Source organism: Micromonospora sp. NPDC049047, from assembly GCF_040649135.1.
GTDB lineage: Bacteria > Actinomycetota > Actinomycetes > Mycobacteriales > Micromonosporaceae > Micromonospora.
Window position 1 is genome coordinate 232,494 of sequence record NZ_JBEZEY010000001.1, and the last position, 25,128, is coordinate 257,621.

Annotated in this window: 23 protein-coding genes; 14 read left to right on the forward strand and 9 right to left on the reverse strand. The window is 71.2% G+C overall.

All coding sequences use genetic code 11. The features are described 5' to 3' along the window. Nucleotides 1-276: 276 nt before the first annotated feature. The 6 genes from AB0B86_RS00970 to AB0B86_RS00995 all read right to left on the reverse strand — a co-directional run bounded on the left by AB0B86_RS00970 (nucleotide 277) and on the right by AB0B86_RS00995 (nucleotide 6,977). The gene (locus AB0B86_RS00970) at nucleotides 277-2,238 is read right to left on the reverse strand and encodes a discoidin domain-containing protein (protein WP_357414752.1); all 1,962 of its coding nucleotides are present in this window, start codon (nucleotides 2,236-2,238) and stop codon (nucleotides 277-279) included. 157 nt (nucleotides 2,239-2,395) lie between these two features. Continuing rightward, nucleotides 2,396-2,575, reverse strand: coding sequence for a hypothetical protein (locus AB0B86_RS00975; RefSeq protein WP_357409738.1), 180 nt, complete (start codon nucleotides 2,573-2,575; stop codon nucleotides 2,396-2,398). Between the two features lie 19 nt (nucleotides 2,576-2,594). Next, the gene (locus tag AB0B86_RS00980) at nucleotides 2,595-3,473 is read right to left on the reverse strand and encodes a carbohydrate ABC transporter permease (protein ID WP_357409740.1); all 879 of its coding nucleotides are present in this window, start codon (nucleotides 3,471-3,473) and stop codon (nucleotides 2,595-2,597) included. 10 nt (nucleotides 3,474-3,483) lie between these two features. After that, a complete protein-coding gene (locus AB0B86_RS00985) occupies nucleotides 3,484-4,458 on the reverse strand; it encodes a sugar ABC transporter permease (RefSeq protein WP_357414754.1) in 975 nt (324 codons plus the stop codon). A 70-nt stretch (nucleotides 4,459-4,528) separates the two neighbouring features. After that, the gene (locus tag AB0B86_RS00990) at nucleotides 4,529-5,851 is read right to left on the reverse strand and encodes a carbohydrate ABC transporter substrate-binding protein (protein ID WP_357409744.1); all 1,323 of its coding nucleotides are present in this window, start codon (nucleotides 5,849-5,851) and stop codon (nucleotides 4,529-4,531) included. A 148-nt stretch (nucleotides 5,852-5,999) separates the two neighbouring features. Further along, nucleotides 6,000-6,977, reverse strand: a complete 978-nt coding sequence (locus AB0B86_RS00995) for a substrate-binding domain-containing protein (protein ID WP_357409746.1) — start codon at nucleotides 6,975-6,977, stop codon at nucleotides 6,000-6,002. Between the two features lie 118 nt (nucleotides 6,978-7,095). Here AB0B86_RS00995 and AB0B86_RS01000 point away from each other — a divergent pair, with 118 nt between their 5' ends. Continuing rightward, nucleotides 7,096-8,919 carry a glycoside hydrolase family 35 protein gene (locus tag AB0B86_RS01000; protein ID WP_357414757.1) on the forward strand — a complete coding sequence of 608 codons (1,824 nt, stop codon included), beginning with the start codon at nucleotides 7,096-7,098 and terminating at the stop codon, nucleotides 8,917-8,919. A gap of 61 nt (nucleotides 8,920-8,980) precedes the next feature. On the opposite strand, the gene AB0B86_RS01005 is transcribed toward AB0B86_RS01000, so the two are convergent. Beyond that, complete coding sequence (locus AB0B86_RS01005; protein WP_357409750.1) at nucleotides 8,981-10,309, reverse strand: hypothetical protein; 1,329 nt, start codon at nucleotides 10,307-10,309, stop codon at nucleotides 8,981-8,983. A 301-nt stretch (nucleotides 10,310-10,610) separates the two neighbouring features. Here AB0B86_RS01005 and AB0B86_RS01010 point away from each other — a divergent pair, with 301 nt between their 5' ends. The 8 genes from AB0B86_RS01010 to AB0B86_RS01045 all read left to right on the forward strand — a co-directional run bounded on the left by AB0B86_RS01010 (nucleotide 10,611) and on the right by AB0B86_RS01045 (nucleotide 17,486). Beyond that, nucleotides 10,611-11,591: a DUF2804 domain-containing protein gene (locus tag AB0B86_RS01010; RefSeq protein ID WP_357409752.1), complete on the forward strand. Its 981-nt coding sequence runs from the start codon at nucleotides 10,611-10,613 to the stop codon at nucleotides 11,589-11,591. A gap of 148 nt (nucleotides 11,592-11,739) precedes the next feature. Beyond that, on the forward strand, nucleotides 11,740-12,723 hold the full coding sequence (locus AB0B86_RS01015; protein WP_357414759.1) for a dehydrogenase: 984 nt from the start codon (nucleotides 11,740-11,742) through the stop codon (nucleotides 12,721-12,723). Between the two features lie 2 nt (nucleotides 12,724-12,725). Beyond that, a complete protein-coding gene (locus AB0B86_RS01020; RefSeq protein ID WP_357409756.1) occupies nucleotides 12,726-13,124 on the forward strand; it encodes a 6-carboxytetrahydropterin synthase in 399 nt (132 codons plus the stop codon). Continuing rightward, nucleotides 13,124-14,206, forward strand: a complete 1,083-nt coding sequence (locus AB0B86_RS01025) for a glycosyltransferase family 4 protein (protein ID WP_357409818.1) — start codon at nucleotides 13,124-13,126, stop codon at nucleotides 14,204-14,206. The genes AB0B86_RS01020 and AB0B86_RS01025 overlap by 1 nt, the downstream gene beginning before the upstream one ends. Next, nucleotides 14,203-15,021 carry a class I SAM-dependent methyltransferase gene (locus AB0B86_RS01030; RefSeq protein ID WP_357414761.1) on the forward strand — a complete coding sequence of 273 codons (819 nt, stop codon included), beginning with the start codon at nucleotides 14,203-14,205 and terminating at the stop codon, nucleotides 15,019-15,021. The genes AB0B86_RS01025 and AB0B86_RS01030 overlap by 4 nt, the downstream gene beginning before the upstream one ends. A 66-nt stretch (nucleotides 15,022-15,087) precedes the next feature. Then, complete coding sequence (locus tag AB0B86_RS01035; protein ID WP_357409760.1) at nucleotides 15,088-16,026, forward strand: lysylphosphatidylglycerol synthase transmembrane domain-containing protein; 939 nt, start codon at nucleotides 15,088-15,090, stop codon at nucleotides 16,024-16,026. Between the two features lie 57 nt (nucleotides 16,027-16,083). Then, nucleotides 16,084-16,758 carry a GTP cyclohydrolase II gene (gene ribA, locus AB0B86_RS01040; protein ID WP_357414764.1) on the forward strand — a complete coding sequence of 225 codons (675 nt, stop codon included), beginning with the start codon at nucleotides 16,084-16,086 and terminating at the stop codon, nucleotides 16,756-16,758. Continuing rightward, entirely contained in the window at nucleotides 16,755-17,486 is a 732-nt protein-coding gene (locus AB0B86_RS01045) for a dihydrofolate reductase family protein (RefSeq protein WP_357409764.1), read from the forward strand. Before ribA ends, AB0B86_RS01045 begins: the two co-directional genes overlap by 4 nt. Here the strand turns inward: AB0B86_RS01045 and soxR are convergent. Further along, nucleotides 17,429-17,977 (reverse strand): redox-sensitive transcriptional activator SoxR, encoded by a 549-nt coding sequence (gene soxR / locus AB0B86_RS01050; protein ID WP_357409766.1) that lies wholly within the window; start codon nucleotides 17,975-17,977, stop codon nucleotides 17,429-17,431. The two genes, AB0B86_RS01045 and soxR, sit on opposite strands and share 58 nt — an antisense overlap. A gap of 84 nt (nucleotides 17,978-18,061) precedes the next feature. On the opposite strand from soxR, the gene AB0B86_RS01055 reads away from it, so the two are divergent. The 4 genes from AB0B86_RS01055 (at nucleotide 18,062) to AB0B86_RS01070 (ending at nucleotide 22,873) form a co-directional block, all read left to right on the forward strand. Beyond that, entirely contained in the window at nucleotides 18,062-18,949 is an 888-nt protein-coding gene (locus AB0B86_RS01055) for an NmrA/HSCARG family protein (RefSeq protein ID WP_357409768.1), read from the forward strand. Between the two features lie 51 nt (nucleotides 18,950-19,000). Next, nucleotides 19,001-19,462 (forward strand): GNAT family N-acetyltransferase, encoded by a 462-nt coding sequence (locus AB0B86_RS01060; protein WP_357414766.1) that lies wholly within the window; start codon nucleotides 19,001-19,003, stop codon nucleotides 19,460-19,462. Between the two features lie 71 nt (nucleotides 19,463-19,533). Then, a complete protein-coding gene (locus AB0B86_RS01065; RefSeq protein WP_357414768.1) occupies nucleotides 19,534-22,263 on the forward strand; it encodes an Hsp70 family protein in 2,730 nt (909 codons plus the stop codon). A 37-nt stretch (nucleotides 22,264-22,300) separates the two neighbouring features. After that, entirely contained in the window at nucleotides 22,301-22,873 is a 573-nt protein-coding gene (locus AB0B86_RS01070; RefSeq protein WP_357409774.1) for a nucleosidase, read from the forward strand. A gap of 9 nt (nucleotides 22,874-22,882) precedes the next feature. Here the strand turns inward: AB0B86_RS01070 and AB0B86_RS01075 are convergent, their stop codons facing one another. After that, nucleotides 22,883-24,070, reverse strand: coding sequence for a low temperature requirement protein A (locus AB0B86_RS01075; protein ID WP_357409776.1), 1,188 nt, complete (start codon nucleotides 24,068-24,070; stop codon nucleotides 22,883-22,885). Between the two features lie 171 nt (nucleotides 24,071-24,241). On the opposite strand from AB0B86_RS01075, the gene AB0B86_RS01080 reads away from it, so the two are divergent. After that, nucleotides 24,242-25,102: a S1 family peptidase gene (locus AB0B86_RS01080; protein WP_357409779.1), complete on the forward strand. Its 861-nt coding sequence runs from the start codon at nucleotides 24,242-24,244 to the stop codon at nucleotides 25,100-25,102. The last annotated feature ends 26 nt before the right edge of the window (nucleotides 25,103-25,128 follow it).

The following is a 25,128-nucleotide window of genomic DNA, read 5'->3' on the forward strand; positions in this document are numbered from 1 at the left end:
TGCGTGGGCACGATGTAAAGGGCGCCGACGACCGGCACTCCCATGCACGCCTTGCCGAGGGCAGCCGTCACGACCTGGACAGCACCGGCTGCCGTCACGTCAGTGACGGCTGGCGAGCGGAGGGGCACCGGCGGCATGCCTCCACCATAGGGCGGCGACTGCGCTAAAGCCAACGCCCCCTGATCGATGCCCAACGCCTCGGGACAGGCAGTGGCAGCCGGAACGGCAGGGAGCCTCCGGCGCGATGCCGGAGGCTCCCTGGTCTGTCTGCCCCGCTCAGTTGAGGGCGTAGATCTCCGCGGCGGTGGTCCACGGGTTGCCGTTGACCTCGCTCAGAGCGCGTAGCCGCAGGTACTGCCCGGTCTTCGCGGTGAACCGGACCTCCTTCTGGCTGGCGTTGTTGGCGAACGTGCCGGTAGCCACTGCCGTACCCCAGTTGGTGCCGTCAGTGCTGACGTACACCTCGTACTGGCCGATGCGCCCGTTGGCGGCGCCGGAGCCGCTGTCCTGCCGGGGCAGGTAGCGGATTCCGGAGACGGAGTAGCTGGCACCCAGGTTGATCTGGATCTCGTGGGGCATCGGGGCGTTGCCGCCGGTGTACTTCGTGTGCCAGATCGTGCTGAGATTTCCGTCGAAGGCGTTGGTCGCGGCGCCGTTCTCGGCGGTCGTCTCCTGGCTGTCCACGTACTTCAGGGACCAGCCGGTGCGCGGGATGACGCCGGCACTGGGCACGCAGACCGTGCTCAGCTGATGCGCGCCCCGGTCGGGACGGCAGCCCGCCGTGACGGCGCCGCCGAAGTAGTCACGGCTGCCCGGGTTGGTCATGACCTGGCCGCTGGCCAGGGCCGGGGAGCCGGCGCGGAGCCGGTAGCCACCGGCGTCACTGATCGACGTGGCGGTGCCCGGCGCGACGAACAGCGGGTCGGCCGTGATCTTGTTCGGGTCGGTGGGCTCACCGGCCGGGTGCTGACCGTAGAACACGTTGGAGTCGAACAGCAGCGCCCCGGCGGTGTAGCTGGCCTGGGTCGTGGTCACGTAGAAGATGTTGTTGTAGAACTCGGCGTTGGCGCCGGTCGAGCCGTTGCTGTTGTTGATGATCTGGGCTGCCTGGCCGACGTAGAAGACGTTGTTGTAGATCTTCGTGTTGGTGATCTTCCCGCAGACGAGGTCGAAGATCTGCCCGCGGTCGTTCTGGCTGATGTTGTAGCGCACGATGTTGTCCTTGGTGGTCGATCCCCCTCCGTTGCAGAGCAGGATGAAGCCGCCCTCGTTGTCGTGGCTGTAGTTGTACTGGTAGATGGTGCGGATGTTGCCCTCGTCCAGGTCGAAGCCCTGCCCGTCGCAGGTGCTCCGGCCGCCGCTGACCTCGTTGAACTGGAACAGGGCGTCGTTGATGTTCCAGCCCCAGATGCCGGCGGCGCACTGCGCGGGCTCGCGAACCCGGAAGCCGTCGACCCGGTTGTTCTCCACCAGGGCGCTCTGGGTGTGGTGCACGTCGATGGCGTCGCCGCCGATGTCGGTGACCGTGTTGCCGCGGACGACGACCCGGGTCTGCGGAAGCCAGTTGCCGCAGGTGGAGCCGCAGTTGGGGTTGGCCAGCTCGGGCCGGACCATCCAGCGGGTCCAGAAGTGGATGCCGTAGCGGTCGACGGTGCTGATCGTGTTGTTGTTGATCAGCACGTCGTCGAACTTCGTCTGGGTGGTGTTGCCCAGGACCTCGAAGAAGATGCCGGCGCTGGCGTCGTCGTCCTTCTTGGTCTGGTTGCCGTTGACGTCGTGGACGCTGAGCCCGGTCACCCGGTAGTAGGTGCCGGTGCCGGAGTTCTCGCGGATGATGTGCACGCCGCGGCGGGTCGCGATCGCCGACCCCTTGTTGGAGATGTCCAGGTTGCGGATCTCCCAGTACTGCTGGTTGTAGAGCTTCACCACGTCGGCGACGACGCCGTTGCCGGGCAGCGCCGGCTTGGCGCCGCTGCCGTACGCGTCGATGACGATCGGTGCGCCGGCCGCGCCGGAACCCTTGGGGAAGAGTTGCTGACCGGCGCAGGTGGTGCCGCGCCGGATCAGGATCTGGTCTCCGGCGGCGAACGTCCTGGCGTTCACCGGCGTGAAGCTGTTCCAGGGGCTGGCCTGGGTGCCGCTGCCCGACGTGCTCGCGGAGCAGTCGACGTAGTAGTTCGTTGCGGCTGCCGCGGCGGGGGGCGCGGCGACAAGTATTGCGGTGGCTAGCGTGGTCAAAGCCACAAACGAGGACCTGAACAGGCGCATCGAGAGTCCTAACCGTGGGGGTGGGGAGCGGTTCACTTTCTTGGAGCTGTCCTGCGCGTACGACCGGGGGTATCGCCAGTGACGGGGCCCGGGGGGCCGCGGGCCCGTCCGCCGACGGGGGTCCGAGTCACCGGAACTTGCGGTTGTAGTCCGCGAGAAGACCGATCAGCACGGCGAGCGCCACGAGCATGATCGCGAGGCTGCCCCAGCCGACAGTGGGTCGGACGACCACGACGGTGACGACACAGGCGAGCGCGACCAGAATCCGGGCGACGACGAGCAGCACGGCACGCGTCGGTTCCTTCATGACATCCCTTTCTCGGGCCTCAGCCCTTGACGCCGCCGGCGGCCATGCCCTGGATCAGGCGACGCTGGATCAGCGCGTAGAGGAGCAGCACCGGCACGATGACCATGACCATGCCGGCGTAGAGCCGCCCGGGGTCAGCGGCCGCCTTCTGCGCGGCCATCAGGTTGAGCAGGCCGACCTGCAACGTCTTGCCCTCGCCGGGCAGCAGCGTCAGCGCGATGATGAAGTCGTTCCAGTACGCCAGGAAGTTGAAGAGGATCACCGTGGTGACCGCCGGTCGGGCCATCGGCAGCATCACCCGCGTCATGATCCGGAACCGGGATGCCCCGTCCAGCAGCGCGGCCTCCTCGAAGTCCCCCGGAATCGACCGGAAGTACGCGGTCAGCAGGTAGATCGTGAACGGGATCGAGGTCGCCGCGTAGACCAGCGAGAGCATCGCCGGGTTGTCGAGGAAGAACCCGTCGGGGAACACCTCGACCAGCGCGCGGTCCCAGTCGACCAGCATCAGGAAGATCGGCACCACGATGTAGTTGACGTTGACGAACAGCCCAGCCAGCAGCGCCGTCTCGACGATGCCCTTGCCGCGGAACTCGTACCGGGCGACGACGTACGCCGCCGGCACCGAGACCGCCAGCACGAGGACCAGGCCGAGGAGCGTGACAAGTACCGACGTGGCGAAGTAGCGGCCCATCTGCGCGCCGCCGAACGCGTCGACGTAGTTCTGCAGGTGCAGGCCCTCGGGCAGGGTCCAGGGGCTGCCGAAGAACTCGCTCTTGCGCTTCAGCGAGGCCACCAGCACCCAGCCGACCGGGATGACGATGAGCAGGGTGATCGCACCGACGAGCAGGTGGGTGAGGCCACGGCCGGGCCGTGGACCGGATTTGTTGATCGTGGTCATGGAGTGTCCTCTAGAACTGGAGGGGCTCACGCCGGGTCGCGCGGCTCACCAGGAGCGACACGAGGAACGAGAAAGCGAAGATCACCACGCCGATGGCCATGCCGTAGCCGTAGGCCGAGTTCGTGTACGCCTGCTTGTACATGTAGCTGAGCAGCACTTCGGAGGCGCCGTCCGGACCGCCGCCGGTCATCGCCCGGACCAGCACGAAACTGAGGTTGACCGCGCTGAGGATGAAGAAGGTCAACGTGGTGCGCAGGTTCTGCCAGATCAGCGGCAGCGTGACGGCGAAGAACTGCCGAGTGGCCGTCGCGCCGTCGAGCGCCGATGCCTCGTACAACTCCTCCGGGATGCCGGCCATGCTCGACATGTAGATGACCATGTAGTAGCCGAGCGACTGCCACAGCATCGCGATCGCTACCGAATAGAGCACCAGTTTCTGGTCGCCCAGCCAGACCTGTTGCAGGCCGTCCAGCGAGAGCAGCCGCAGCGTGCCGTTGAGCAGCCCGTTCTCCTGGTCGTAGACGGCCGAGAAGATCGCCGCGATGACCACTACCGAGAGCACGTTGGGGATGTAGAGCACGAACCGGTAGAGGGTGTGGCCGCGCAGCTTCTGCCGGGTCATGACGGCCGCGAGGAACAGACCCATCCCCATCGTCACCACTGTCACGACCACGAGCAGCGCGACGGTGTTCTGGAACGCGCGGAGGAACTGCTTGTCGTCGACGAGCTTGGTGAAGTTGTCCAGGCCGACGAACCTCATCTGCGCCGAGAAACCGCTCCAGCTGTAGAGCGACATCCGGAACACGCTGACGGTCGGCCAGATCATGAACAGGGCGAACAGCCCCAGCGCCGGGAGCAGGCAGGCGGCGACGAACCGACCGTCGCCGCGCCGGCCGCGTGCGCCGGAGCCACGCGTCGACGCCGGGGATCGGGTCGGCGTACGCCTGCTGGTGCCCGTTGGTGGTGGAGTGAGGGTCGTCGTCACCGTGACCAGTCCTTGCTTCTCGCGGGGGAGGGGATCGGCGGCAGCCCGGGACCGGGCTGCCGCCGGTGCGTCACTTGCCCGCTTGCCGCAGCTTCTCGCTGGCGTCGTTCAGTGCGGTCTGCCACTGGTCGACCGTCTTGTCGCCGCTGATGATGCTGTTCGCGGTGTCGAAGAGCGTGCCCTTGATGTTCACGCCCTCGACCGGGGCGGTGCTGGCGAAGCCGCCGACCAGAGCGGTGACGGTCGGGTCCTCGTAGAGCTGGTAGAACGGGGCGATCTCGGCGGGAAGCGTCTTGGCGATGCCCTTGACCGGCTGGATCGCGTTGGACTTGGCGAAGATGCCGGTCGCCTCGTCGGAGTAGAGGTACGCGACGAAGTCCTTCGCGGCGTCCTTGTTCTGGGCTCCGCTCGGCACCCAGGCCGACTCGACGATAGTGGTCAGGTAGCGCTTGCCTCCGGCGCTGACCGCCGGCAGCGGAGCCATCGCCCACTCGAACCCGCTCGCGCGCGGCGCGTCCTTCATCTCACCGACGACCCACGTGCCGTTCGGCATGAACAGCGTCTTGTTGTCCAGGAGCGACTGCTGGTTCTTGGTGAAGTCCTGCTCGTTCGCGTACCCGACGGTGGTCTTCGCCGCGTAGCTGAGCAGCTTGGTGGTGATGTCCAGGACCTGGCGGGCCTGGGGGGTCTTCCAGACGCCGTCGGAGTAGGTCATCACGTCCTTGTAGAACTGGTCCCCGCCGACGTCGGCGAGCAGCGCGAAGAAGAACGAGTCGAGGTAGCCCGCGGTCGGGTACGTGAACAGCGCGATGCCCTCGGCCTTGGCCGTGTCGCCGAGCTTGAACATGTCGTCCCACGTGGCGGGGACCTGCCAGCCCTTCTGCGCGAAGAGGCCCTTGTTGTAGACCAGGCCGGTCGGCGCGTAGTACATCGGCATCAGGTAGGTCTTGTCGTCGTTGTACGGGTTCGTGCTGAGGTTGCCCACGATCCCGTCGGCGAGCTTGGCCCGCACCGTGGTCTGCTCGCCCGGCACTGTCATGTCCAGGACGTCGGTGAGGTTTTCCAGCGCCTTGTCCTTCACCAGCGTCTCGGCGAGCGCGGCCTTGCGGCCCTGGGGCAGCACCACGACGTCCGGGAACTTGCCGGCCTTCATGTTCGGGCTGATCTCGTCCTCGAGTGTCTTCGAGAGCTGCAGCTGTACGTCCACATCGGGGTGCTTCGCCTTGTACGCGTCGACGACCTGCACGTACATGTCCCGGCCGTAGCCGCCCTCGAAGGCCGCGATCTTCAGAGTCTTCTTGCCGTCGGCGTTCTCGTCGCCACCGGAGCAGCCCGTGAGCAGGCTGAGCGCCGTCGTGACGGCGACCGCTAGGACTATGGGTTTTCTCAACATGGGGGGTCCTCCATGGGCGGTGCGCACAACTGTGCGGGAGTCGGCGGCGTGCACGGGGCGTGGTCCGCTAGATCGCTGGGCGGGCCGCGCGTTGTTACTGTGGCACCCGTAACATGAGCCGTCAAGAACGGTGCGTCGATACCAACGGTCAGCGGGACCGCGGCGCCGCAGTGGACTCCCGGACGATCAGGCTCGCCTGCGTCAGCGATTCGCCATCTGGATCGGTGCCGAGCAGGAGCGCGACGGCGGCAGCCCCTGAGCTGTAGAAGTCCTGCCGGACGGTGGTGAGCGGCGGGTGGCAGTACGCGGCCAGCTCGATGTCGTCCACGCTCACGATCGACACGTCCTGCGGCACCGATCGCCCGCGCTCCCGCAAGGCTTTGATCACGCCGAACGCCATCTCGTCGCTGGCCACGAAGATGGCCGTGACCTCGGGAATCATTGCCAGAATCTGCCCCTGGCGGTAGCCGGACTCAGGCGACCAGTCGCCCTCCAGCGCCGGTGGCGCGTCGATGCCGGCGGCGGCCAGGCACTCCTGCCAGCCCTGTCGACGCTGTCGGGCCTCGATCCACTCGTCCGGCCCGGCCACGTGCCACACCTGGCGGTGTCCCGCGTCCAGCAGGTGCTGGGTGGCCGTACGCCCCGCCTCGTGCTGGTCGATGCCCAGCACCCGCGCCCCGGTGGTGCGCGAGCCGTCCACGGTGACTGTCGGAATGTCCCGCGTGATGTCCTCCATCCGCTGGGTCACGGAGATCAGCGGGACCGCGATGATGATGCCGTCGACGCCCTGGTCGGAGAGCTTGAGCAGGGATTTCTCCATCAGCGCGGTGTCCAGTTCGGCGAGGGTCGCGATGCTCACCGAGTAGCCCGCCTGACCGGCCGCCGCCTCCACCCCGGCCGTCACCGCCGAGCGTGAGTAGTAGCCGCCGGCCTGGAGTAGCACCAGGCCGAGGGTGAAGCTGCGTCCCGAGGACAGCAGCCGGGGTGCGCCGTTGTACCGGTATCTGAGCTGCTCGGCGGCGTCGAGCACGCGGCGTCGAGTCTCCGCGTTGACGTTGGGCGAGTCGCGCAGCGTGCGCGAGACCGTCTGTGCCGACACACCGGCGGCGCGTGCCACATCAGCCATGCTCGGCTGCTTGCCACGCATTGTCGCCTCGGTCATCCGCCCTGCCCTCCTGAGAACCCGGTACGGCGGCATCCTAGCGCCATTGTTACGAATGGCACGGGTAACATAAGCTTCCGCCATGATCGAGACGACCCGGCCGGGCAGCACAGTGACATCGTCGACCAGACCATCGCCCGCGCTCGGCTGGAGCGACCGCCAGCTCTACCGCAACGGCGTCCCGCACCGCATCCTCTCCGGCGCCCTGCACTACTTCCGGGTCCACCCGCAGTTGTGGCGCGACCGGATCCGCCGGTTGGCCGACCTCGGTCTGAACACCGTCGACACGTACGTGCCCTGGAACTTCCACCAGCCGCACGCGGACCGCGCACCCCGCTTCGACGGCTGGCACGATCTTGAGGCGTTCATCGCGCTCGCCGGGGAGGAAGGCCTCGACGTCGTCCTGCGGCCCGGCCCGTACATCTGCGCGGAGTGGTCCAACGGCGGCCTGCCGGCCTGGCTGACAGCGCGTGACGTGGTCCTGCGCAGCTCCGACCCGGCGTTCATCCGGCCGGTCGAGCGGTGGTTCGACGAGCTGATCCCCCGCATCGCACGGCAGCAGACGCATGCCGGCGGACCGGTCGTGGCGGTACAGGTCGAGAACGAGTACGGCAGCTACGGAGACGACGAGGCGTACCTGCGCTGGAATCGCTCAGCCCTTGTCGCTCGCGGCATCACCGAGCTGCTGTTCACCGCCGACGGCCCCACCGAACTGATGCACGACGCGGGCACGGTGCCCGGAACCCTCGCCGCGGCCACTCTCGGCTCGAAGCCCGAGGCCGCGCGTAGCCTCTTCGCCCAGCGCCGACCCGACGAACCCTTCGTGGTCGCCGAGTACTGGAACGGGTGGTTCGACCACTGGGGCGAGCGGCACCACGTCCGCGCGGTGGACAGCGCAGTACGCACTCTCGACGGCATCATCGGCGAGGGCGGCAGCGTCAGCCTCTACATGGCCCACGGTGGCACCAACTTCGGTTTGTGGGCCGGCGCCAACGCCGACCGGGGCCGGCTACAGCCCACCATCACCAGCTACGACTCCGACGCGCCGATCGCCGAGGACGGCACACTCACCGCGAAGTTCCACGCCATGCGCGCGGCACTCGGCGCGACCGGGCCGCTGCGGGTGCCCGAGCGGATGCCGGTGCTCCCGCCGACGCGGGTGCCGCTGAGCCACCGCGCCGACCTGATCGCCGGTCTGCGCGCCGTGCCGGCACCGGAGTCGACAGGCCCGCGGGCGGCCACCTTCGAGCAGCTCGGTCTGGACGCCGGGATGGTGCTGCTCACCGCCCACCCGAGAATCCCCACCGGCGAGCACACCATCATCCTCACCGACGTACGCGACCGGGCTGTCGTTCTCGCCGACGGCGTACCGGTGGGCGTGGCCGACGCCGAGCACCCGGAGGTGCCGATCCGCGGCACCGGGGCGGTCGTGCGCCTGGAGGTCCTGGTCGAGAACCTCGGCCGGATCAACTACGGCCCACTTGTCGGACAGCACAAGGGTCTGCTCGGACCGGTGCTCGTCGACCGCCGGATCGTGCACGGCTGGACCAGCTCGCCGATCGCCCTGACCGAGTGGACGCCGGACGACCTGCGCCTCGCGACCACCGCCGGACCGGCCGGCACCGGCGCGGGCTTCGCGGTCGCGACAGTGCACATCGACGAGCCGGCCGACACCTTCCTGGCCCTGCCCGGCTCGGTGCACGGCCTGGTCTGGGTCAACGGATTCCTGCTCGGCCGCTACTGGGACATCGGCCCGCAGGTGACCCTCTACTGCCCGGCACCACTGCTGCGTACCGGCGAGAACACTGTCGTCGTGCTGGAGACCGACCGGCTCGGCCCGGTCCTGGAACTGCGCGACCGGCCCGAGTTGGGCCCCACCGAGGAATACGTGGAGGAGTTCGAATGACCGTCTGATCGGGGGCCCGGTCGCCCGCCGTGTCAGCGGTCGACCGGGCCCGGCGCAACGGTCAGGCGCGCTTGCGGCGACGCTTCAACAGGACGAGTCCCAGGCCGGCCGCGAGCAGCGCGGCGCCCCCGCCGGCGACGAGCGGCATTGCGGTCGAACCACCGTCGGCGGCGGCGAGATCCGCGGAGTCGAAGTCGGTGTCCGGCTCCGAGCCGTCGGTCTCGGCCTCCGTGGCGGCGTTCGCGCTCGCGCTGGCGCTCGCACTGGGGCTGGGGGTGGCGCTGGGAGACGGGGACGGGGACTTCGAGGGATCCGCGCCGACGGCAGCGAGCGAATCACCGTTTAGCGCGACCTTGACCTTGGCCTGACCACCGCCGGACGAGACGACGGCGACGGACAGCTTGCTCGCCTTGTCCGTCAGTTTGGTGATGGCGTCCGTGTTCGGCGCTGCGTTGTTGGCGGCCGTCTTGTCCGCCGTCGTGGTGTCGATGAGTGACGATGCGCCGTAGGAGCCCTTGGGGACACGGTAGGCGTGGACGCCCTCGAGCTTCGCGTCGAAGTTGCCGGCCGCGTGGCGGTACTCGATGACGAGCCGGTCGCCGCCCAGGGCGATGTCCAGGGCGCGGACTCCGCTGCCCTTGCCGTGCAGGGAGCGCAGCGTGTAGACCCCCGACTTGGTGACCTTCTGGGACGCCCCGCCGTTGAGCCACCCGGCGTGGATCATCTCGGGCGCGGAGAAGCCGGATGCCCGATAGCCGGCGCCCATGATGCTCTTGTAGCTGGAGCCCTCCGACTTGCACGAACCCAGGTTGCCGCCGGTACACAGGAAGCGACCCTGGTGACCGAAGCCCAGGTTGTGTCCCAGCTCGTGTCCGACGACGTCGATGCCACTGGCGGTGCCGTACAGGTTGATCCAGGTGGTCGGGCCGGGCACGCTGGCAAGGCCGGCCCAGGGGCAGTTGGTCTTCTGCGCCGGAAAGACGATCGAGAGACTTTCGTAGTCCTTGCCCGCGACCAGACCCCGCTTGGTGAGTTCCTCCCGGGTCATCTCGTTGATCTTGCCCTGCGGGCAGCCGGCGGCACTGAGATTCAGCTTGATCGGCCCGAGGAACTGCTCCGGGACGGCGGGTACCACCGTGTACTGCCCGCGTGACACCTCCGACAGGAACGACGCGGCCGAGTCGCTCTTCGCCCCGAAGTAGGTGTCCGGCGTGGACGCCTTCACCTTGTCCGGGAACTGGAAGGAAGCGTCGTTGAACTCCACCAGTACGGGGAGGATCTTGCGCTTCACCGGGGCGGCGGCCGCGTGCGCCGGTGCGGGGAGGATGCCGGCGGTCAGCGCGGCGATGCCGGTGGCGAGAGCGATGCGGCCAAGGGCAGACGTCTTCATGGGTCCTTTTCCTTCGAGGGGTGCCGGGCGGCCACGGGCGCCGTTGCCCGTGGCCGCCCGGACTCTGTGGCGCAGCGTCACGCCACGCGCAGCCAGCCGGGCTGAGGCAGCTGTTGCGATCGGGGTACGGGTGGATTCGGGCAGGCCCGCGACGGTGCCGTCCCCACTACGGCCGTCGAGGACCACCCAGAGTCGACACAGGCACTACATTTTTAGACATCCTATGTCCGATGTCGTATGACCGTAGGGCGCATCAATGTGCCAGTCAAGCCGGCGGGAGACGGCGGCTATCGTGCAGCTCGTGACGCATGAACGTGAATTGGTCTCGCCTGTCGAGTTGTGCCAACCGGACGGGCGGCTCAATCCCGCGGCGGTCGGCTGGACCCGCCGCCCGCTGCACACCGCGAACCTGCGTGGCTGGGGCCGGACCAAGCGGTGGGAGTACTGGGGAATCGTGACGCCGCGGCACATCATCGGGCTGGTCGCCTCGTCACTGGACTACGCCGGTGTGCACAGCGTCTATGTGCTCGACCGGGACAGCGGCACCGAGACGAAGGCCGACGTGGTGGTGCCGCTGGCGCGGGGGACGGTGCTGCCGCCGCGCAGCGGCGTGGGCGAGGCTCGTGCACAGGGTGGTGGCCTGACGATCCGGATCGCTCAGCGGCCGGACGGCACCGCCATCTCGGCGAGCGCCCCCGGAGTACGGCTGGAGGTGGACGTGCCGTTGCCGGCCGGTCACGAGTCGCTCGGCGTGGTCGTGCCGTGGAGCCCCACGCGATTCCAGTACACGGTCAAGGACCTCGGCCGCCCTGTTCTCGGCACGCTGGAACTGCACGGCCAGACGTACGAGATCGGCGGGCCGGACGCGTTCGCCGTGCTGGACCACGGTCGCGGCAGATGGCCGTACTCGATCACGTGGAACTGGGCCGCCGGTGTGGCACCCGGACGGGCGATCCAGCTCGGGGGTCGGTGGACCGACGGCACCGGGGTCACCGAGAACTGCCTGTTCGTCGACGGCCGGCTGCACAAGATCGGCGAGGAACTGCGCTGGACCTACGACCGGTCGGACTGGCGTCGCCCGTGGCGGATCAGCGGCGAACGGGTCGAAGCCGAGTTCCAGCCGTTCCACGAAAAGGTGGCCCGCACCAACCTGGGTGTCGTCGCGAACGAGACGCACCAGTGTTTCGGGCACTTCTCCGGCTGGGCAAAGACGGACGACGGGACGACGGTGAGCCTCGACGGGCTCGTCGGCTGGGCCGAGGAGGCGCGCAACCGCTGGTAGTGGCTCCGCCAGATGCCCGATCCGTCCGATCGGCGCGCCGCTTCGAACTGTGGACACCCCACCTCCGTGTTTATGATCGACGACCCCGACCGGGGCACTGAGGCATGGCCGTCGGTTCGGCCCGGAGCAAGAGGTGAGGTGCGCGACGGTGAACCGCGAGGCGTACGCCTGCTGGGTGCGTGAGCCCGGCGCGGCGGAGATCCGGCCGGTGTCGCTGCCGACGCCGGGCCCGGACGAGGTGCTGGTCCGGGCCCGCTACTCAGGGGTCAGCCGGGGCACCGAGACGCTTGTCTTCGCCGGCCGGGTGCCCGTCGACCAGTACGCCGCGATGCGCGTGCCCTTTCAGGAGGGTGACTTCCCCGGCCCGGTCAAGTACGGCTACCTCAGTGTCGGCGAGGTCGAACAGGGTCCGCCGGAGCTGCTCGGGCGCACGGTGTTCTGCCTGCACCCGCACCAGAGCGCGTACGTCGTGCCGGCCACCGCGGTGGTGCCGGTGCCGGACGGGGTGCCGCCGGCCCGCGCGGTGCTCGCCGGCACTGTGGAGACCGCGATCAACGCCCTGTGGGACGCCGCGCCGCTGGTCGGCGACCGGGTCACGGTGATCGGCGCGGGCATGGTGGGCTGCTGCGTCGCCGCCCTGCTCGCCCGGTTTCCCGGCGTGCAGGTCGAGCTTGTCGACATCGACGCCCGCCGGGCCGGGGTGGCCGGCGCGCTCGGCGTCGGGTTCGCCCAACCGGCCGAGGCGAGCGGCGACCGGGACCTGGTCGTGCACGCCAGCGCCACCGGCGCCGGCCTGCAACAGGCCCTGGACCTGCTCGCGCCCGAGGGCACGGTGATCGAGCTGAGCTGGTACGGCGACCGCCAGGTGCAGGTGTCGCTTGGCGGGTCGTTCCACTCCGGTCGGCTCACCGTCCGCAGCAGCCAGGTGGGCATGGTCGCTCCCGCCCGGCGGGGACGGCGCAGTCACACCGACCGGCTGGCGCTCGCCCTGGACCTGCTCGACGATCCGGCCTTCGACGCGTTGATCACCGGCGCGTCCCGGTTCGCGGAGCTGCCCGACGTGCTCGCCAGACTGAGCGCGGGCGACCTGCCCGCGCTCTGCCACCTCATCACCTACGACGACGGGGAGTGACAGTGTTCAGCGTGACCGTTCGGGATCACATGATGATCGCCCACAGTTTCCACGGCGAGGTGTTCGGTCCGGCCCAACGCCTGCACGGGGCGACGTTCGTGGTGGACGCGACGTTCCGCCGCGCCGACCTGGACGCCGACGGCATCGTCGTCGACATCGGCCTGGCCACCGAGCAGCTGCGGGCCGTCCTGGGTGAGCTGACCTACCGCAACCTCGACGACGAGCCGGCCTTCGCCGGGGTGAACACCACCACCGAGGTGCTGGCCCGTACGGTCGCCGACCGGCTGGCCGAGCGCGTACACGCCGGCCACCTGGGCGCCGGCGCACGCGCGCTGGCGGGCATCACCGTCACCCTGCACGAGTCACACGTCGCCTGGGCCAGCTACGAGCGGTCACTGTGATCGACGCGGGTCGGGCGACGCCCTCCGCCGGCCCGGGTAGCACCGGCCGTACGGTGCACGTCGTCCTGCCCGGCGACATCGACGACCCGGCCACGCCCAGTGGCGGCAACACCTACGACCGGCGCGTCTGCGTGGGGCTCGGCGAGCGTGGCTGGGCGGTACGCGAGCACGCGGTGCCCGGCACCTGGCCGAGCCCTCAGCCGGCCGACCGGGCGGCACTGGCCGCGGTGCTCGCCGCCGCGCCGGACGACGCCGTGGTGCTGCTCGACGGTCTGCTCGCCTCGTGCGTGCCGGACCTGCTCGTCCCGCACGCCCGACGGCTACGCCTGGTCGTCCTCGTGCACATGCCGTTCGACGACGAGGCGGAGGGCCGGGCGCTGGCCGCCGCCCGGGCCGTCGTCACCACGAGCGAGTGGACCCGCCGCCGCCTGCTCCTGCGCCACCCGCTGCGCCCCGACCGGATTCGGGTCGCGCCGCCGGGCGTGACCGCCGCTCCGCTGGCGCCTCCCGGCTCGACCGCCGGGAACCGGCTGCTCTGCGTGGCCGCGGTCACCCACCACAAGGGCCACGACGTGCTCGTCGACGCGTTGACGGTGCTGGCCGAGGTGCCGTGGACGCTTGTCTGCGCGGGCACGCTGACCCGGGAACCCGAGCTGGTACGCCGGCTGCGCGAGCGGCTCGTCGGCGCGGGCCTCGCCGACCGGGTTCGGCTGGCGGGCCCGCTCACCGGTGCCGCGCTCGACGCCGCGTACGCCGACGCCGACCTGCTGGTGCTGCCCTCGCGGAGCGAGACCTACGGCATGGTCGTCACCGAGGCACTGGCCCGGGGCCTGCCCGTGCTGGCCACCCAGGTCGGTGGTCTGCCCGAGGCGCTCGGCCGGACCGCCGACGGCGACCTACCGGGGCTGCTGGTGCCACCGGACGATCCGGCCGCCCTGGCCGGCGCGCTGAGCTGGTGGTTGGGCGACGAACTGCTGCGCGCCCGGCTGCGGTGGGCGGCTGTCGGCCGGCGGCACACCCTTACCGACTGGACAGTGACAGCCGCGTCGCTGACCGCCGTGCTGGAGGAGGTGGCGGCATGACCGTCGAGGAGACCCTGCCATTCGCCGACTGGTTGCGGTTGCGGGAGCCGGCCGACGCGGCGGCGCGGGCCGAGGAACTGCTGGACGCGGTCCGGCCCCGGTTGACCGGCACCACGCCGACAGTCATCCACGACCTGGGCAGTGGTACCGGCTCGATGAGTCGCTGGCTGGCCACCCGGCTGCCCGGCCCGCAGCACTGGGTGCTGCACGACCGCGACGCCGACCTGCTGGCCCGTGCCGCCGAGGGCATGACCGGGGTGGTCGCCGCCGACGGCGCCCCGGTCACCGTGGGCACCCGCTGCGGTGACCTCACCCGGCTCAGCGCCGCCGATTTGGCCGAGGCCTCCCTGGTCACCGCGTCCGCCCTGCTGGACATGCTGACCGCCGAGGAGATCGAACGAATGGTGGCCGCCTGCGTCGGCCGGCCCACCCTGTTCGCCGTCTCGGTGACCGGTCGGGTGCGACTGACCCCGGGCGACCCGTTGGACGCGGCGGTCGAGGCCGCGTTCAACGACCACCAGCGGCGTACCGTCGACGGCCGCCGACTGCTCGGCCCGGACGCCGTCGCCGCCACCGCCGCCGCGTTCGCCCGGCGCGGCGTGAGCGTGCGGCAACGGCCCAGCCCGTGGCGGCTCGGCCCGGCGCAGGCCGACCTGGCCGCCGAGTGGTTCCGGGGCTGGGTGGGCGCGGCCTGCGCGCAGCGTGCCGACCTGGCCGGCCCGGCCGAGGCGTACGCCCGGCGGCGGCTGGCCGACGCGGCGGCCGGCCGGCTCACCGTGCTTGTCGAGCACAGTGACCTCCTCGCGGGTGGATGAACCGTTCACTGCCTGGGTACGTGGACTAGGGCAAGTGGACGATCTTCAAGGGGAGGGCCGGCGCCGATGTTCTGGGCCTGGGCACGAGTGGTCGGCGGGGTCGGTCTGCTCGCCGTCCTGTTGTGGCAGGTGGGCACCGGCCCGTTCCTCGCCGGGGTGCGGCTGATCGACGCGCCGGCGTTGGCCGCCGCGCTCGTCATCGGGGTGCTCACCACTGTCTGCGCGGCGTGGCGGTGGAGTCTGGTCGCCGGTGGCCTGGGTGTGCGGCTGCCGCTGCCGACCGCGGTGGCGCACTGCTACCGGGCGGTCTTCCTCAACGCCACCCTCCCGGGCGGGGTGCTCGGCGACGTGCACCGGGCGGTCCGCCACGGCCGCGACGCCGGGGACGTCAGCCGGGGCATCCGCGCGGTGGTCTGGGAACGTACCGCCGGGCAGGTGGTGCTTGTCGGCGTCGCGCTTGTGGTGCTCGCCGCCCTCCCGTCCCCGGTGCGGCAGTATCTGCCCGTCGCCGCCGCGCTGCTTGTCGCGGCCGGGCTGGTCGCCGTGCTGCTGGCCCGGGTGGTGCCGAACGCCGGCCCCTCGCGCTGGGCGCGGGCGCTGCGCACCGCCGGGGCGGACGTGCGGTCCGGGCTGCTGTCCCGGCGCACCTGGCTCGGCGTGCTGATCGCCTCCGCGGTGATGGTCGCCGGTCACCTGGCCACCTTCCTGGTGGCGGCCCGCACCGCCGGATCCGACGCCCCGCTGTCGCGGTTGCTGCCGTTGACGCTGCTCGCCCTGCTCGCCATGGGCCTGCCGCTGAACATCGCCGGTTTCGGCCCGCGAGAGGGGGTGGCCGCCTGGGTGTTCGGCGCGGCTGGCCTCAGCGCGGCCGAGGGCGTCGCCACCGCCACCGTCTACGGTGCACTGATTCTGGTCGCCAGCCTGCCCGGAGCCGCGGTGCTGCTGGTGCGACGGAACCGACATCCGGTCGCCGCCGGGGAAGCCACCCCCGGTGACGGCTGTTGACTCGGTGGTGAGGTACACGCGTCGCCGCGCGTCGGTGGCGCCGGACAGAGGAGCCCCATGCCCGAAGCATTGCCGGTCGCCACGATCCGTACCCAGGTCACTGTGCCGTTGACGTTTCCCGACGGCTACGCCACGACGGTCCGGGTGTTCTCGTTCAAGGGCCTGGTGGACGGCCGGGAGCACCTCGCGTTAGGCCTGGGTGACTGGGCCGGCGCGCTGGACCGGCTCGCCACCGGGGGAGAGCCGCCGCTGGTCCGCCCGCACAGCGAGTGCCTGACCGGCGACGTGTTCGGCAGCCAACGCTGCGACTGCGGGCCGCAGCTGCGCGAGGCGGTGCAGCGGATCGCCGAGACCGGTGGTTTCCTGCTCTACCTGCGCCAGGAGGGGCGGGGCATCGGCCTGTACGCCAAACTCGACGCGTACGCGTTGCAGGACGCCGGGCTGGACACCTACCAGGCCAACGTCGCCCTGGGCCGGGGTGAGGACGAGCGGGACTACACCGCCGCCGCGCAGATGCTCAGCACGTTGGGGGTGCCGCGGATCCGACTGCTGAGCAGCAACCCGGACAAGGCCGTGCAGCTGGCCCGCCTCGGCGTGGACGTCGCCGAACAGGTGCCCACGAGCGTCTTCCTCTCGCCGGCAAACGCCGACTACCTGGCCGCCAAGGCCGCCAAGGCCGCCAAGGCGGCCGAGGTCGTCGCGGCGGCGCCCGACCTGCCTGTCGACAAGTGAGCCGCCCACCGGCGTCGACGCGGCCGTACGTGCTGCTCAGTTGCGCCACCTCGATCGACGGGTACATCGACGACGCGTCCGACACGCGGTTGCTGCTGTCCAACGACGACGACCTGGACCGGGTCGACGCGGTCCGGGCCAGCTGCGACGCGATCCTGGTCGGTGCCGGCACCGTCCGCCGCGACGACCCCCGGCTGCTGGTGCGCTCGGCGAGCCGCCGGGCCGAGCGGGTGGCGTGCGGTCGGCCCGCCTCGCCCACCAAGGTCACCCTGACCGCCCGCGGTGACCTGGACCCGACCGCCCGGTTCTTCACCGCTGGCGACCCGGCCCGGCTCGTCTACTGCGCCACCGCGGCCGTGGAGAAGACCCGGGAACGCCTCGGTCGACTGGCCACAGTGGTGGACGCGGGGGAGCCGGTCGACCCCGGGTGGCTGCTGCACGACCTGGCCGTGCGAGGCGTCCGGCGGCTGATGGTGGAGGGCGGCGGGACGGTGCACGCCCAGTTCCTCGCCGCCGGTCTCGCCGACGAGTTGCACCTGGTGGTCGCCCCGTTCTTCGTCGGCGACGGCCGGGCCCCCCGGTTCGTCGGCGAGGGGAGCTTTCCCTGGCATCCGGGCCGCCGCGCCCGGCTGGCCGAGGCCCGCCAGATCGGCGACGTGGTGCTGCTGCGCTACGCCCTCTCCGACCGCTGCGCCGACGGAGACGCCACCGCCCCGCCGACTGGTTGATCATGAGGTGGGCCCGACCGCATTGTCGCTTGTGGTCGCGGTGTGGGTAGGCGGCGGGCACCGGGGCCCTCGCGGCCGAGCACGTCGCGGGGGTTGGTGAGGTGGCACGCGCGCAGCGAGAGGCAGCCGCATCCGATGCACGCGCTGAGGTCGTCGCGAAGTGCCCGCAGGTGTTCGATCCGAGCGTCGAGGACGCCACGCCACTCGACGGACAGGCGGGCCCAGTCGTCGGGCGTCGGGGTGCGTTCGCTGGGCAGTTGATCCAGGGCCGCCCGGATCACCGTGAGCGAGATGCCGACGTGTTGGGAGGCCCGGATGAACGCCACCCGGCGCAACGTGTCGCGGCTGTACCGGCGTTGGTTGCTCGCCGTCCGGCTGCTGTGGATCAGACCCTTGCGTTCGTAGAAGTGCAGCGCGGAGACCGCGACGCCGCTGCGGTCGGCGACCTGCCCGACGGTGAGTTCGTGGAACGTGGTGCGGGCCCTCGGCATGGGACCCACTCTAGGACTTGACCTCAATCGAGGTTGAGGCCAGAGGATCAGTGCGTCCAGATCCACGAATCAGGGAGCACTGTCATGGCCAACGTTCTCGTCATCGGCGCTACCGGCAAGCAGGGCGGTGCCGTCGCCGAACTACTGCTCGACCACGGCCACGACGTCGTCGCCTACCTGCGGTCGCCCGAGTCACCCGCCGCGATGGCGCTGTCCAGCGCCGGCGTCCGGCTCGTCGCCGGCGACCTGGCCCATCCGGAGGGCCTCGCCGACGCCGCCAAGGGTGTCGACGCGATCTTCGGCCTGTCCGTGCCGTTCGGATCCGGCGGTAAGGACGAGGAGGTCGCACAGGGACGCCATCTGGTCGATGTCGCGGCGCGCGTCGACGCGCACCTGGTCTACTCGTCGGTACGCGGTGCCGGCCGGTTGGCACAGACCGATCTCGACCATGCCGACAGCAAGCAGCTCGTCGAGGCGTACCTGCGGGACCGGCAGGTCCGGGCGACAGTCCTCGGGCCCGTGTACTTCATGGAGAACGTGCTGAACGTCGGGTTCAGCCGGCTTACCGACGGGGTCCTGGCCAACCCGCTGACCGCGGGCAAGCCGCTGGACCAGGTGACCGTGCGCGACATCGCCGGTCTCGCGGTGCACGCCGTCGAGCACCCGGACCGGTTCGTCGGCGAACGGATCGACGTCGCCTCCGACCGGATCACCGGCGACGAGGCGGCCCGCATCCTCAGCGACGTGCTCGGTCGCGAGATCCCCTACCAGCAGATGCCGTTGGACCAGGTGCGGCAGTGGGCCGGCGACGAGATCGCCGACATGTTCCAACGGTTCGAGGAGAACACCGACTTCGTCGACATCGACGGGCTGCGCGCCAGGTACCCGGAGGTGACCTGGCACCGCTACGCGGAATGGGTCCGGACTGTCGACTGGGACCGCGTCCTGGCCAGCCGGCCGACCTGGCAGTAGGTCTGCCCGCCGTTGCTGGTAGGGGGCGCCCACGCCGCTAGGGTGGCTCGCGTGCCGCGACTAGTGCAGATCACCGCAGACAACGTCGAGGACGCGTGCCGGATCACCGTCCGACCGGACCAGCAGACGTTCGTGTCGCCGGTCGCCTGGTCCCTCGCCGAGGCGTACGCCCAGCCCGAGGTCGCGTGGCCCCGCCTGATCGTCGAGGGCGACGTGATCGTCGGTTTCCTGATGGGCTTCTTCGACATCGTCTGGGCCCCGGAGCGCTCCGACGAGCGACGATCGGGCCTGTGGCGGCTGAACGTCGCCGCCGAGCAGCAGGGCCGGGGGTACGGCCGCTTCGCGGTGCGGGCCGTCGGCGACGAGGCTCGCCGACGTGGGCGGGATCGGATCTACACCACGTGGGAACCGGTGGCGGACGGTCCGGAGCGGTTCTACCTGAAGCTCGGCTTCCAGCCGACCGGGGAGACGAGCGGCGGTCAGGTCGTCGGGGTGCGACACCTGACCGAGTGATCAGTCAGGGGGCGAGGGGTGCGTACGATGCGCTGTCGACTTCCCCTCGTCGCCGCGGAGGTATCGGGTAGATGGCAGGCCAGCACGAGGGTTTCGCCCTCGCCGTCGACCTGGGCACGTCCAACACGGTGGCGGTGCTGCGCTGGCCGGACGGGCGGACCCGTCCGTTGCTGATGGACGGTCAACCGGTAAGCCCGTCCGCCGTGTACGGCGACCCGGACGGCACCCTGCACTCCGGTTGGGACGCCCGCCGGTTGGCGCAGGCCGACCCGGCGCGGTTCGAGGCGAACCCGAAGCGTCGGGTCGACGAACCGACGGTGCTGCTCGGTGACCGCTCGTACCCACCGTCGGACCTGCTCGCCGCGGTGCTGGCGGCGGTCGCGCAGGCAGCCGTGGGCACCGTGGGGTTCCTGCCCCCGGCCGTGGTGACCTGCCCGGCGGCGTGGGACGCGCGGCGACGGCAGGTGCTCGCCGACGCGCTGCTACAGGCGGGCTGGCCGCAGGCCGTCGAGCACACCCTCGCCGGGCCGACGCCGCCCGGCACCCGGCTGCTGCGCGAACCGGTGGCCGCCGCCCGCTACTACACGCAGGTGCTGCATCGGCCGGTGCCGGTTGGTGACGCGATCGCCGTGTTCGACTTCGGCGGCGGCACGCTCGACGTGGCGGTGCTGCGCAACGAGGGCGCGGATCCCTGGGGCGACTCCGGCTTCACAGTGGCCGCCGACGGCGGCCTGCCGGACCTGGGCGGCCTGGACCTCGACGCCGCGCTGGTGCAGCGGGTCGGCGAGCTGGTCGGGGAACGCCACGCCGCGCAGTGGGCCCGGCTGACCCGACCGGAGGACCCGGCGCAGCGCCGCGACCAGGTGCGGCTCTGGGACGAGGTACGCGGCGCGAAGGAGACGCTGTCCCGTTCGACGGTGGCGCCGGTAGCGGTGCCGGGGGTGGCCGAAACGGTCCAGCTGACCCGGGCCGACGTCGAGCGGGTGGCCACGCCGCTGTTGCGCCGCGCGGTGGACCGGGCCCGGGAGGTGATCGCCGCCGCCGGACTCCGCCCCGACCAGCTCGCCGGACTGTTCCTCGTCGGTGGCTCGTCGCGGATCCCCCTGGTGGCCCGGATGCTGCACACCGAGTTGGGGGTGGCGCCGACGGTGCTCGACCAGCCGGAGTTGCCGGTGGCCGAGGGGGCGCTCACCGACCTGCCGCTGCGCCGACCGGTGCCGGTACCGGCGTACGCCGGGCCGCAACCCGCCCCAGCCGCGCCGGCTCCGTTGAGTCCACCCGCGCCGGCCGGGCCGGTCGGACCGGTCGGGGGCGGGCCAGCCGTACCGGCTCAGCCCTGGCCGCACTCGCCCGCGCCGGCCGGCCCGGGTCGGGCCGGTGCCCCGCCGGCCGGTCCGCCCGCGCCGGGTTGGTTGGGGGCCGCGCCGGGGCCGGCCGGCGCGGCGCGCTGGCGGCGGGCGCGCTGGGTGGTGCTGGGCGTGGTGCTGGCCCTGCTCGGGGTGGGCACCGCAGCGACGCTGTACCTCACCCGGGACCGCTACCCGGACCTGGAGTTCGCGCCGCTGCGCGAGCTGTCCCGGCCGGCGGCCGGCAGCGAGCGGCCGGCCGACATGCTCACGGCGGTGCTCGATGACCGGGCCTACCTCGGGTATCCGTTGCCGGACCACCGCCTGGAGGTGGTGGCGGTCGACACCACAAGCGGTGCGGAGCTGTGGCGCAGGGCGACCGACGTGCGGGCCGACGACTGGGAGGCGATCATCGCCGTGCCGGGCGCGGTCGCGGTCCGCGCCGACGCCCCGGGCGACAGCACCACCCGGCCGCTGGCCGTGCTCGACGGCCGTACGGGCGCGCAACGCTGGCAGCAGGCGATCCGCGGCGACGACGACATCTTCTTCGCCGCTGACACGGCGGTGCTCGTGGACCGGGCCGCCGGCCAGTTGGTTGGCCTGCGGCTGAACGACGGCGCCACGAAGTGGACCCAGGCGAGCCCCCGCGACCAGTACGGCGGCAGCCGCACCGCGGTCCGGCCGGTGGGCAGCGCGGAGGCGGCGGGTGGCCCGGCCTTCTTCGACGGCACGCCCCGCGACCCGTGGGCGCCCAAGGGGCGGCGACTGATCCAGGTGGGCGCGGACCGGTCCGTGCGCCTGCTCGACATGACCACCGGCGCCGTGCTGCGTCAGTGGGGCAGCGTCGCCGACTTCGACGACCTGGTGGTCGCCCACGAGGACCGCCTGTTCGTGGCCGCCAACGAGGGCGGTTACCAGCTGCTGGCGTACGACCTGGGGTCCGACGCGGCACCGGTGGTGCTCCACCGCTCCGGGGACGACAAGCAGCGCCCGAAGGCACTCGTGGCGTGCGGCGCGCGGCGGGCCTGCCTGCTGCAGGTGCCGGACAGCGACGTCGAACGCACCGAGGTGGTGGCCGCCACCGAAGGCGAAAGAATGGCGCACTGGCCGGCGCCGGGCGTGACCAACCTGGTCGCGGTGGGGGAGCAGGTGCTCGCCCAGCGGGAGTACCCGGAGCCGACCGTCACCCTCTTCGACGCCACCGGCAAGCCGGTGCTGCGGGACCGCGGTGGGGTGGCGGTCCGGCTGGACGAGGGCAACCTGCTGGTCTTCGCCAAGGCGCCCAGCGCGTTCGCGGACAACCGGGTGCTGGCCGGGGTGTGGGCCGAGTCCGGTGCGGTCGACGAGTTGGGCGAGCTGAAGGACGTACGTAGCTCGTCGTGCTCGTGGAACACCCACGTGATCGCCTGCGGCGCGGAGCAGGACTTCGTGCTGTACCGCTTCGCCGAGGACTGACGTTGGCGGTCGCCGGCCCGGCTCGTACGATGCTGCGGTGAATCTTCGGGGTACGGTCCGGGCCGATCGTCCGTTGGTGGTGCTGGCCGTCGGGGAGGAGGCCCGCTACCTGCCGCCTGACCTGCCGGTCCTGCTGACCGGCATGGGCAAGGTGAACGCCGCCAGCGCGGTGGCCGCGGTGCTGGCCGCCGGCCCCCGCCCCGCCCTGCTGCTCAACCTGGGCACCGCGGGCGCGTTGCGGCCCGGGTTGGCCGGCATCCACGAGGTCGCCACCGTACTCCAGCACGACCTGGACACCGACCTGCTGCGCACGCTCACCGGCGAGACCTACGGGGCGCCGCTGACCCTGGCCAGCGAGGGCGCGGTGCTGGCCACCGGTGACACGTTCGTGGCCGACGACGCGGCGCGGGACCGGTTGGCGCAGCGCGCCGACCTGGTCGACATGGAGGGGTACGCGGTGGCCTGGGCCGCCGCGCGGGCCGGCGTGCCGTGCCGGCTGGTCAAGCAGGTGAGCGACGAGGCGGGTGACGGCGCGGCCCGGACCTGGAAGGAATCGGTGGACGCCTGCGCCAGGGACCTCGCCGAGTGGGCCGGGCGACACCTCGCCTGACCACTCCGGTCACCTGGCGGGCTGGCGTGGTCCGAGCCCTGCAGTGGTTTCCCGGCGGCCGCCCCTGGGGATCAGGACATGCGCGGCCAGAGCGAGGGCCACGATCGCGGTGACCAGCACCGGTGGCCAGCCGCCAGCCCAGGGCAGCAGCAGCAGGGGCAGCAGTTGCGACGCCATCCGCCCCCACGGCACGCGGCCCGACAGCAGGTAGGCGAACAGTCCCCGGCCGAGCACGAACAGCAGCGGCCCGCCGATGATCAGCATCAGCCACCGTGCCGGGGTCGGTCCGGTCGGACGGTCGACGACGAGGTCGAAGGAGGCCGCCGTGACGGCCACGCCGACCAGCAGCACCAGATGGGTGTAGGGCGCGATCCGGGTGGACCGCCCGGGCACCGACGCGGCCGCGGTCTCGAGCAACTCGCCGGCCCGGTAGACGTAGATCTGCCAGAGCAGCAGCATGATGGCGAACGCGCAGAGCAGGGCGATGATCCTGAGGCGGTCGAATTCGCTGCGGCTGAGCTGCAGGGTGGGCACCAGGATGATGTCGCCGAGGGCCAGGATGACGAACTGCTGGTACCGCTCGCCCAGGTGGGCGGTGGTCCGGTCGTACTGGTCCAGCGGCACCCGGCCCAGCCCTGGTGTGGGGTAGCGCGCCGCCGCGGCGAGCAGGTCGATGGCGATCGCGACGGTCCAGATCCACCACCGCTCGGTGTCGGTCACCGCGCCGATGATCCACAGGACGCCGGACACCAGGAACCAGAACAGGAACCGGGTGGCCCGCGCCGTGGCCGAGCGGTGCTGCTGCCGGAACAACGCGCTGACCAGGACGATGCCCCGCACCACATGGGTGCCGACGTACGCGAGGGCGAAGGCCGTGGCCTGCCCGCTGCTGACCATCGGCAGCGATGCCGCCATCCCCACCGAGCCGACCATGGCGACCATCAGGATGGTCTGGATGGGGCGCTGCTGCGGGTCGTAGAACTCGGTGGTGGTGGAGGTGACCGACCAGGTCCACCAGATCGCGGTAAGCATCAGCAGCACTGTCGGGATGCGCGTCCAGGACCCCTCGTCGGCGAGCAGCTTCGAGGTCTGCGCGAGCGCGGCCACGAAGACCACGTCGAAGAGCAACTCCAGCAGCGTCGCCCGGGTCGACCCGTCCAGCCGTCGGACCAGCGCCGGGGTGCCTCTGGTGGTCATACCCGACCCTCCCGCTGCGTCCCCTGGAATTATCGGCGGCGGCGACGGCACCCGTCCGGGGATCGGCGATTCCCGCCGGTCGGGGAAGGGGACGGCCGGAGGTTGCCACGGCGTCGGACGCCGCGCGATGCTTCACCGCATCCATCAGTCTCGATCTCTTCGGAGGTTCGGATGCGCCGCTCCCCGCTTGTCGCCCTCGCCCTGACCATCCTGCTGCTCGTCGCGCCCGGTGCGGCGCAGGCCGCCGTCGCCGACCGGTCCGCCGCGCCCGCCGCCGACCCGGTGGCCCTGCTGACCGGGGTACGCACCGCGGGCACCGCCTGGGGTCTCGACCCCGCCACCGGCCGGATGACCCTCACCGTCGACGACACAGTGGCCGCCAGCGAACTGCGCGCCCTGCGGGCGGTCGCCGACCGGGCCGGGGTGCTGCTGCGTCGTGAACCCGGCACGTTGCGCCCACTGATCGCCGGTGGGCAGGGCATCTACGGCGGCGGCGGTCGCTGCTCGCTTGGCGCTAACGCGCGCAGCGGCAGCACCTACTACGTGATCACCGCCGGGCACTGCACCACCACCGCCAGCACCTGGTACACCGACAGCGCCCAGAGCACCGTGCTCGGCACCCGCACCGCCACCAGCTATCCGACGAACGACTACGGGCTGATCCGCTACACCGGTCGGATCGCCCACCCGAGCGCGGTCTACACCTACCCCGGCCTGGTGACCATCAACGGCCCCGGCACCGCGTACATCGGTCAGGCGGTGTGCCGTAGCGGCAGCACCACGGGGGTGCGCTGCGGCACCGTCACCGGCCTCAACCAGACAGTCAACTACGCCACCGGGGTGATCTACGGTCTGATCCGCACCAACATCTGCGCCGAGCCGGGGGACAGCGGCGGACCCCTCTACGTGGCCTCCACCGGCACCATCCTCGGCATCCTCTCCGGCGGCAGCGGCAACTGCACCTCCGGCGGCACCACCTACTACCAGCCGATCGGGGAGGTGCTGGCCGCGTACGGGCTGACGTTGCCCTGACCGGCGACGCGACGGGTTGCCCGTCT

Excerpts from the sequence above, each read along its gene's own strand:
- ribA (WP_357414764.1), top strand. The coding sequence starts at position 16,084 with ATGCCCGAAGCATTGCCGGTCGCCACGATCCGTACCCAGGTCACTGTG.
- AB0B86_RS01000 (WP_357414757.1), top strand. The coding sequence starts at position 7,096 with ATGATCGAGACGACCCGGCCGGGCAGCACAGTGACATCGTCGACCAGA.
- AB0B86_RS00990 (WP_357409744.1), bottom strand. The coding sequence starts at position 5,851 with ATGTTGAGAAAACCCATAGTCCTAGCGGTCGCCGTCACGACGGCGCTC.
- AB0B86_RS01030 (WP_357414761.1), top strand. The coding sequence starts at position 14,203 with ATGACCGTCGAGGAGACCCTGCCATTCGCCGACTGGTTGCGGTTGCGG.
- AB0B86_RS01080 (WP_357409779.1), top strand. The coding sequence starts at position 24,242 with ATGCGCCGCTCCCCGCTTGTCGCCCTCGCCCTGACCATCCTGCTGCTC.
- AB0B86_RS00995 (WP_357409746.1), bottom strand. The coding sequence starts at position 6,977 with ATGGCTGATGTGGCACGCGCCGCCGGTGTGTCGGCACAGACGGTCTCG.
- AB0B86_RS01075 (WP_357409776.1), bottom strand. The coding sequence starts at position 24,070 with ATGACCACCAGAGGCACCCCGGCGCTGGTCCGACGGCTGGACGGGTCG.
- AB0B86_RS01035 (WP_357409760.1), top strand. The coding sequence starts at position 15,088 with ATGTTCTGGGCCTGGGCACGAGTGGTCGGCGGGGTCGGTCTGCTCGCC.
- AB0B86_RS01065 (WP_357414768.1), top strand. The coding sequence starts at position 19,534 with ATGGCAGGCCAGCACGAGGGTTTCGCCCTCGCCGTCGACCTGGGCACG.
- AB0B86_RS01055 (WP_357409768.1), top strand. The coding sequence starts at position 18,062 with ATGGCCAACGTTCTCGTCATCGGCGCTACCGGCAAGCAGGGCGGTGCC.
- AB0B86_RS01005 (WP_357409750.1), bottom strand. The coding sequence starts at position 10,309 with ATGAAGACGTCTGCCCTTGGCCGCATCGCTCTCGCCACCGGCATCGCC.
- AB0B86_RS00975 (WP_357409738.1), bottom strand. The coding sequence starts at position 2,575 with ATGAAGGAACCGACGCGTGCCGTGCTGCTCGTCGTCGCCCGGATTCTG.
- soxR (WP_357409766.1), bottom strand. The coding sequence starts at position 17,977 with ATGCCGAGGGCCCGCACCACGTTCCACGAACTCACCGTCGGGCAGGTC.
- AB0B86_RS00980 (WP_357409740.1), bottom strand. The coding sequence starts at position 3,473 with ATGACCACGATCAACAAATCCGGTCCACGGCCCGGCCGTGGCCTCACC.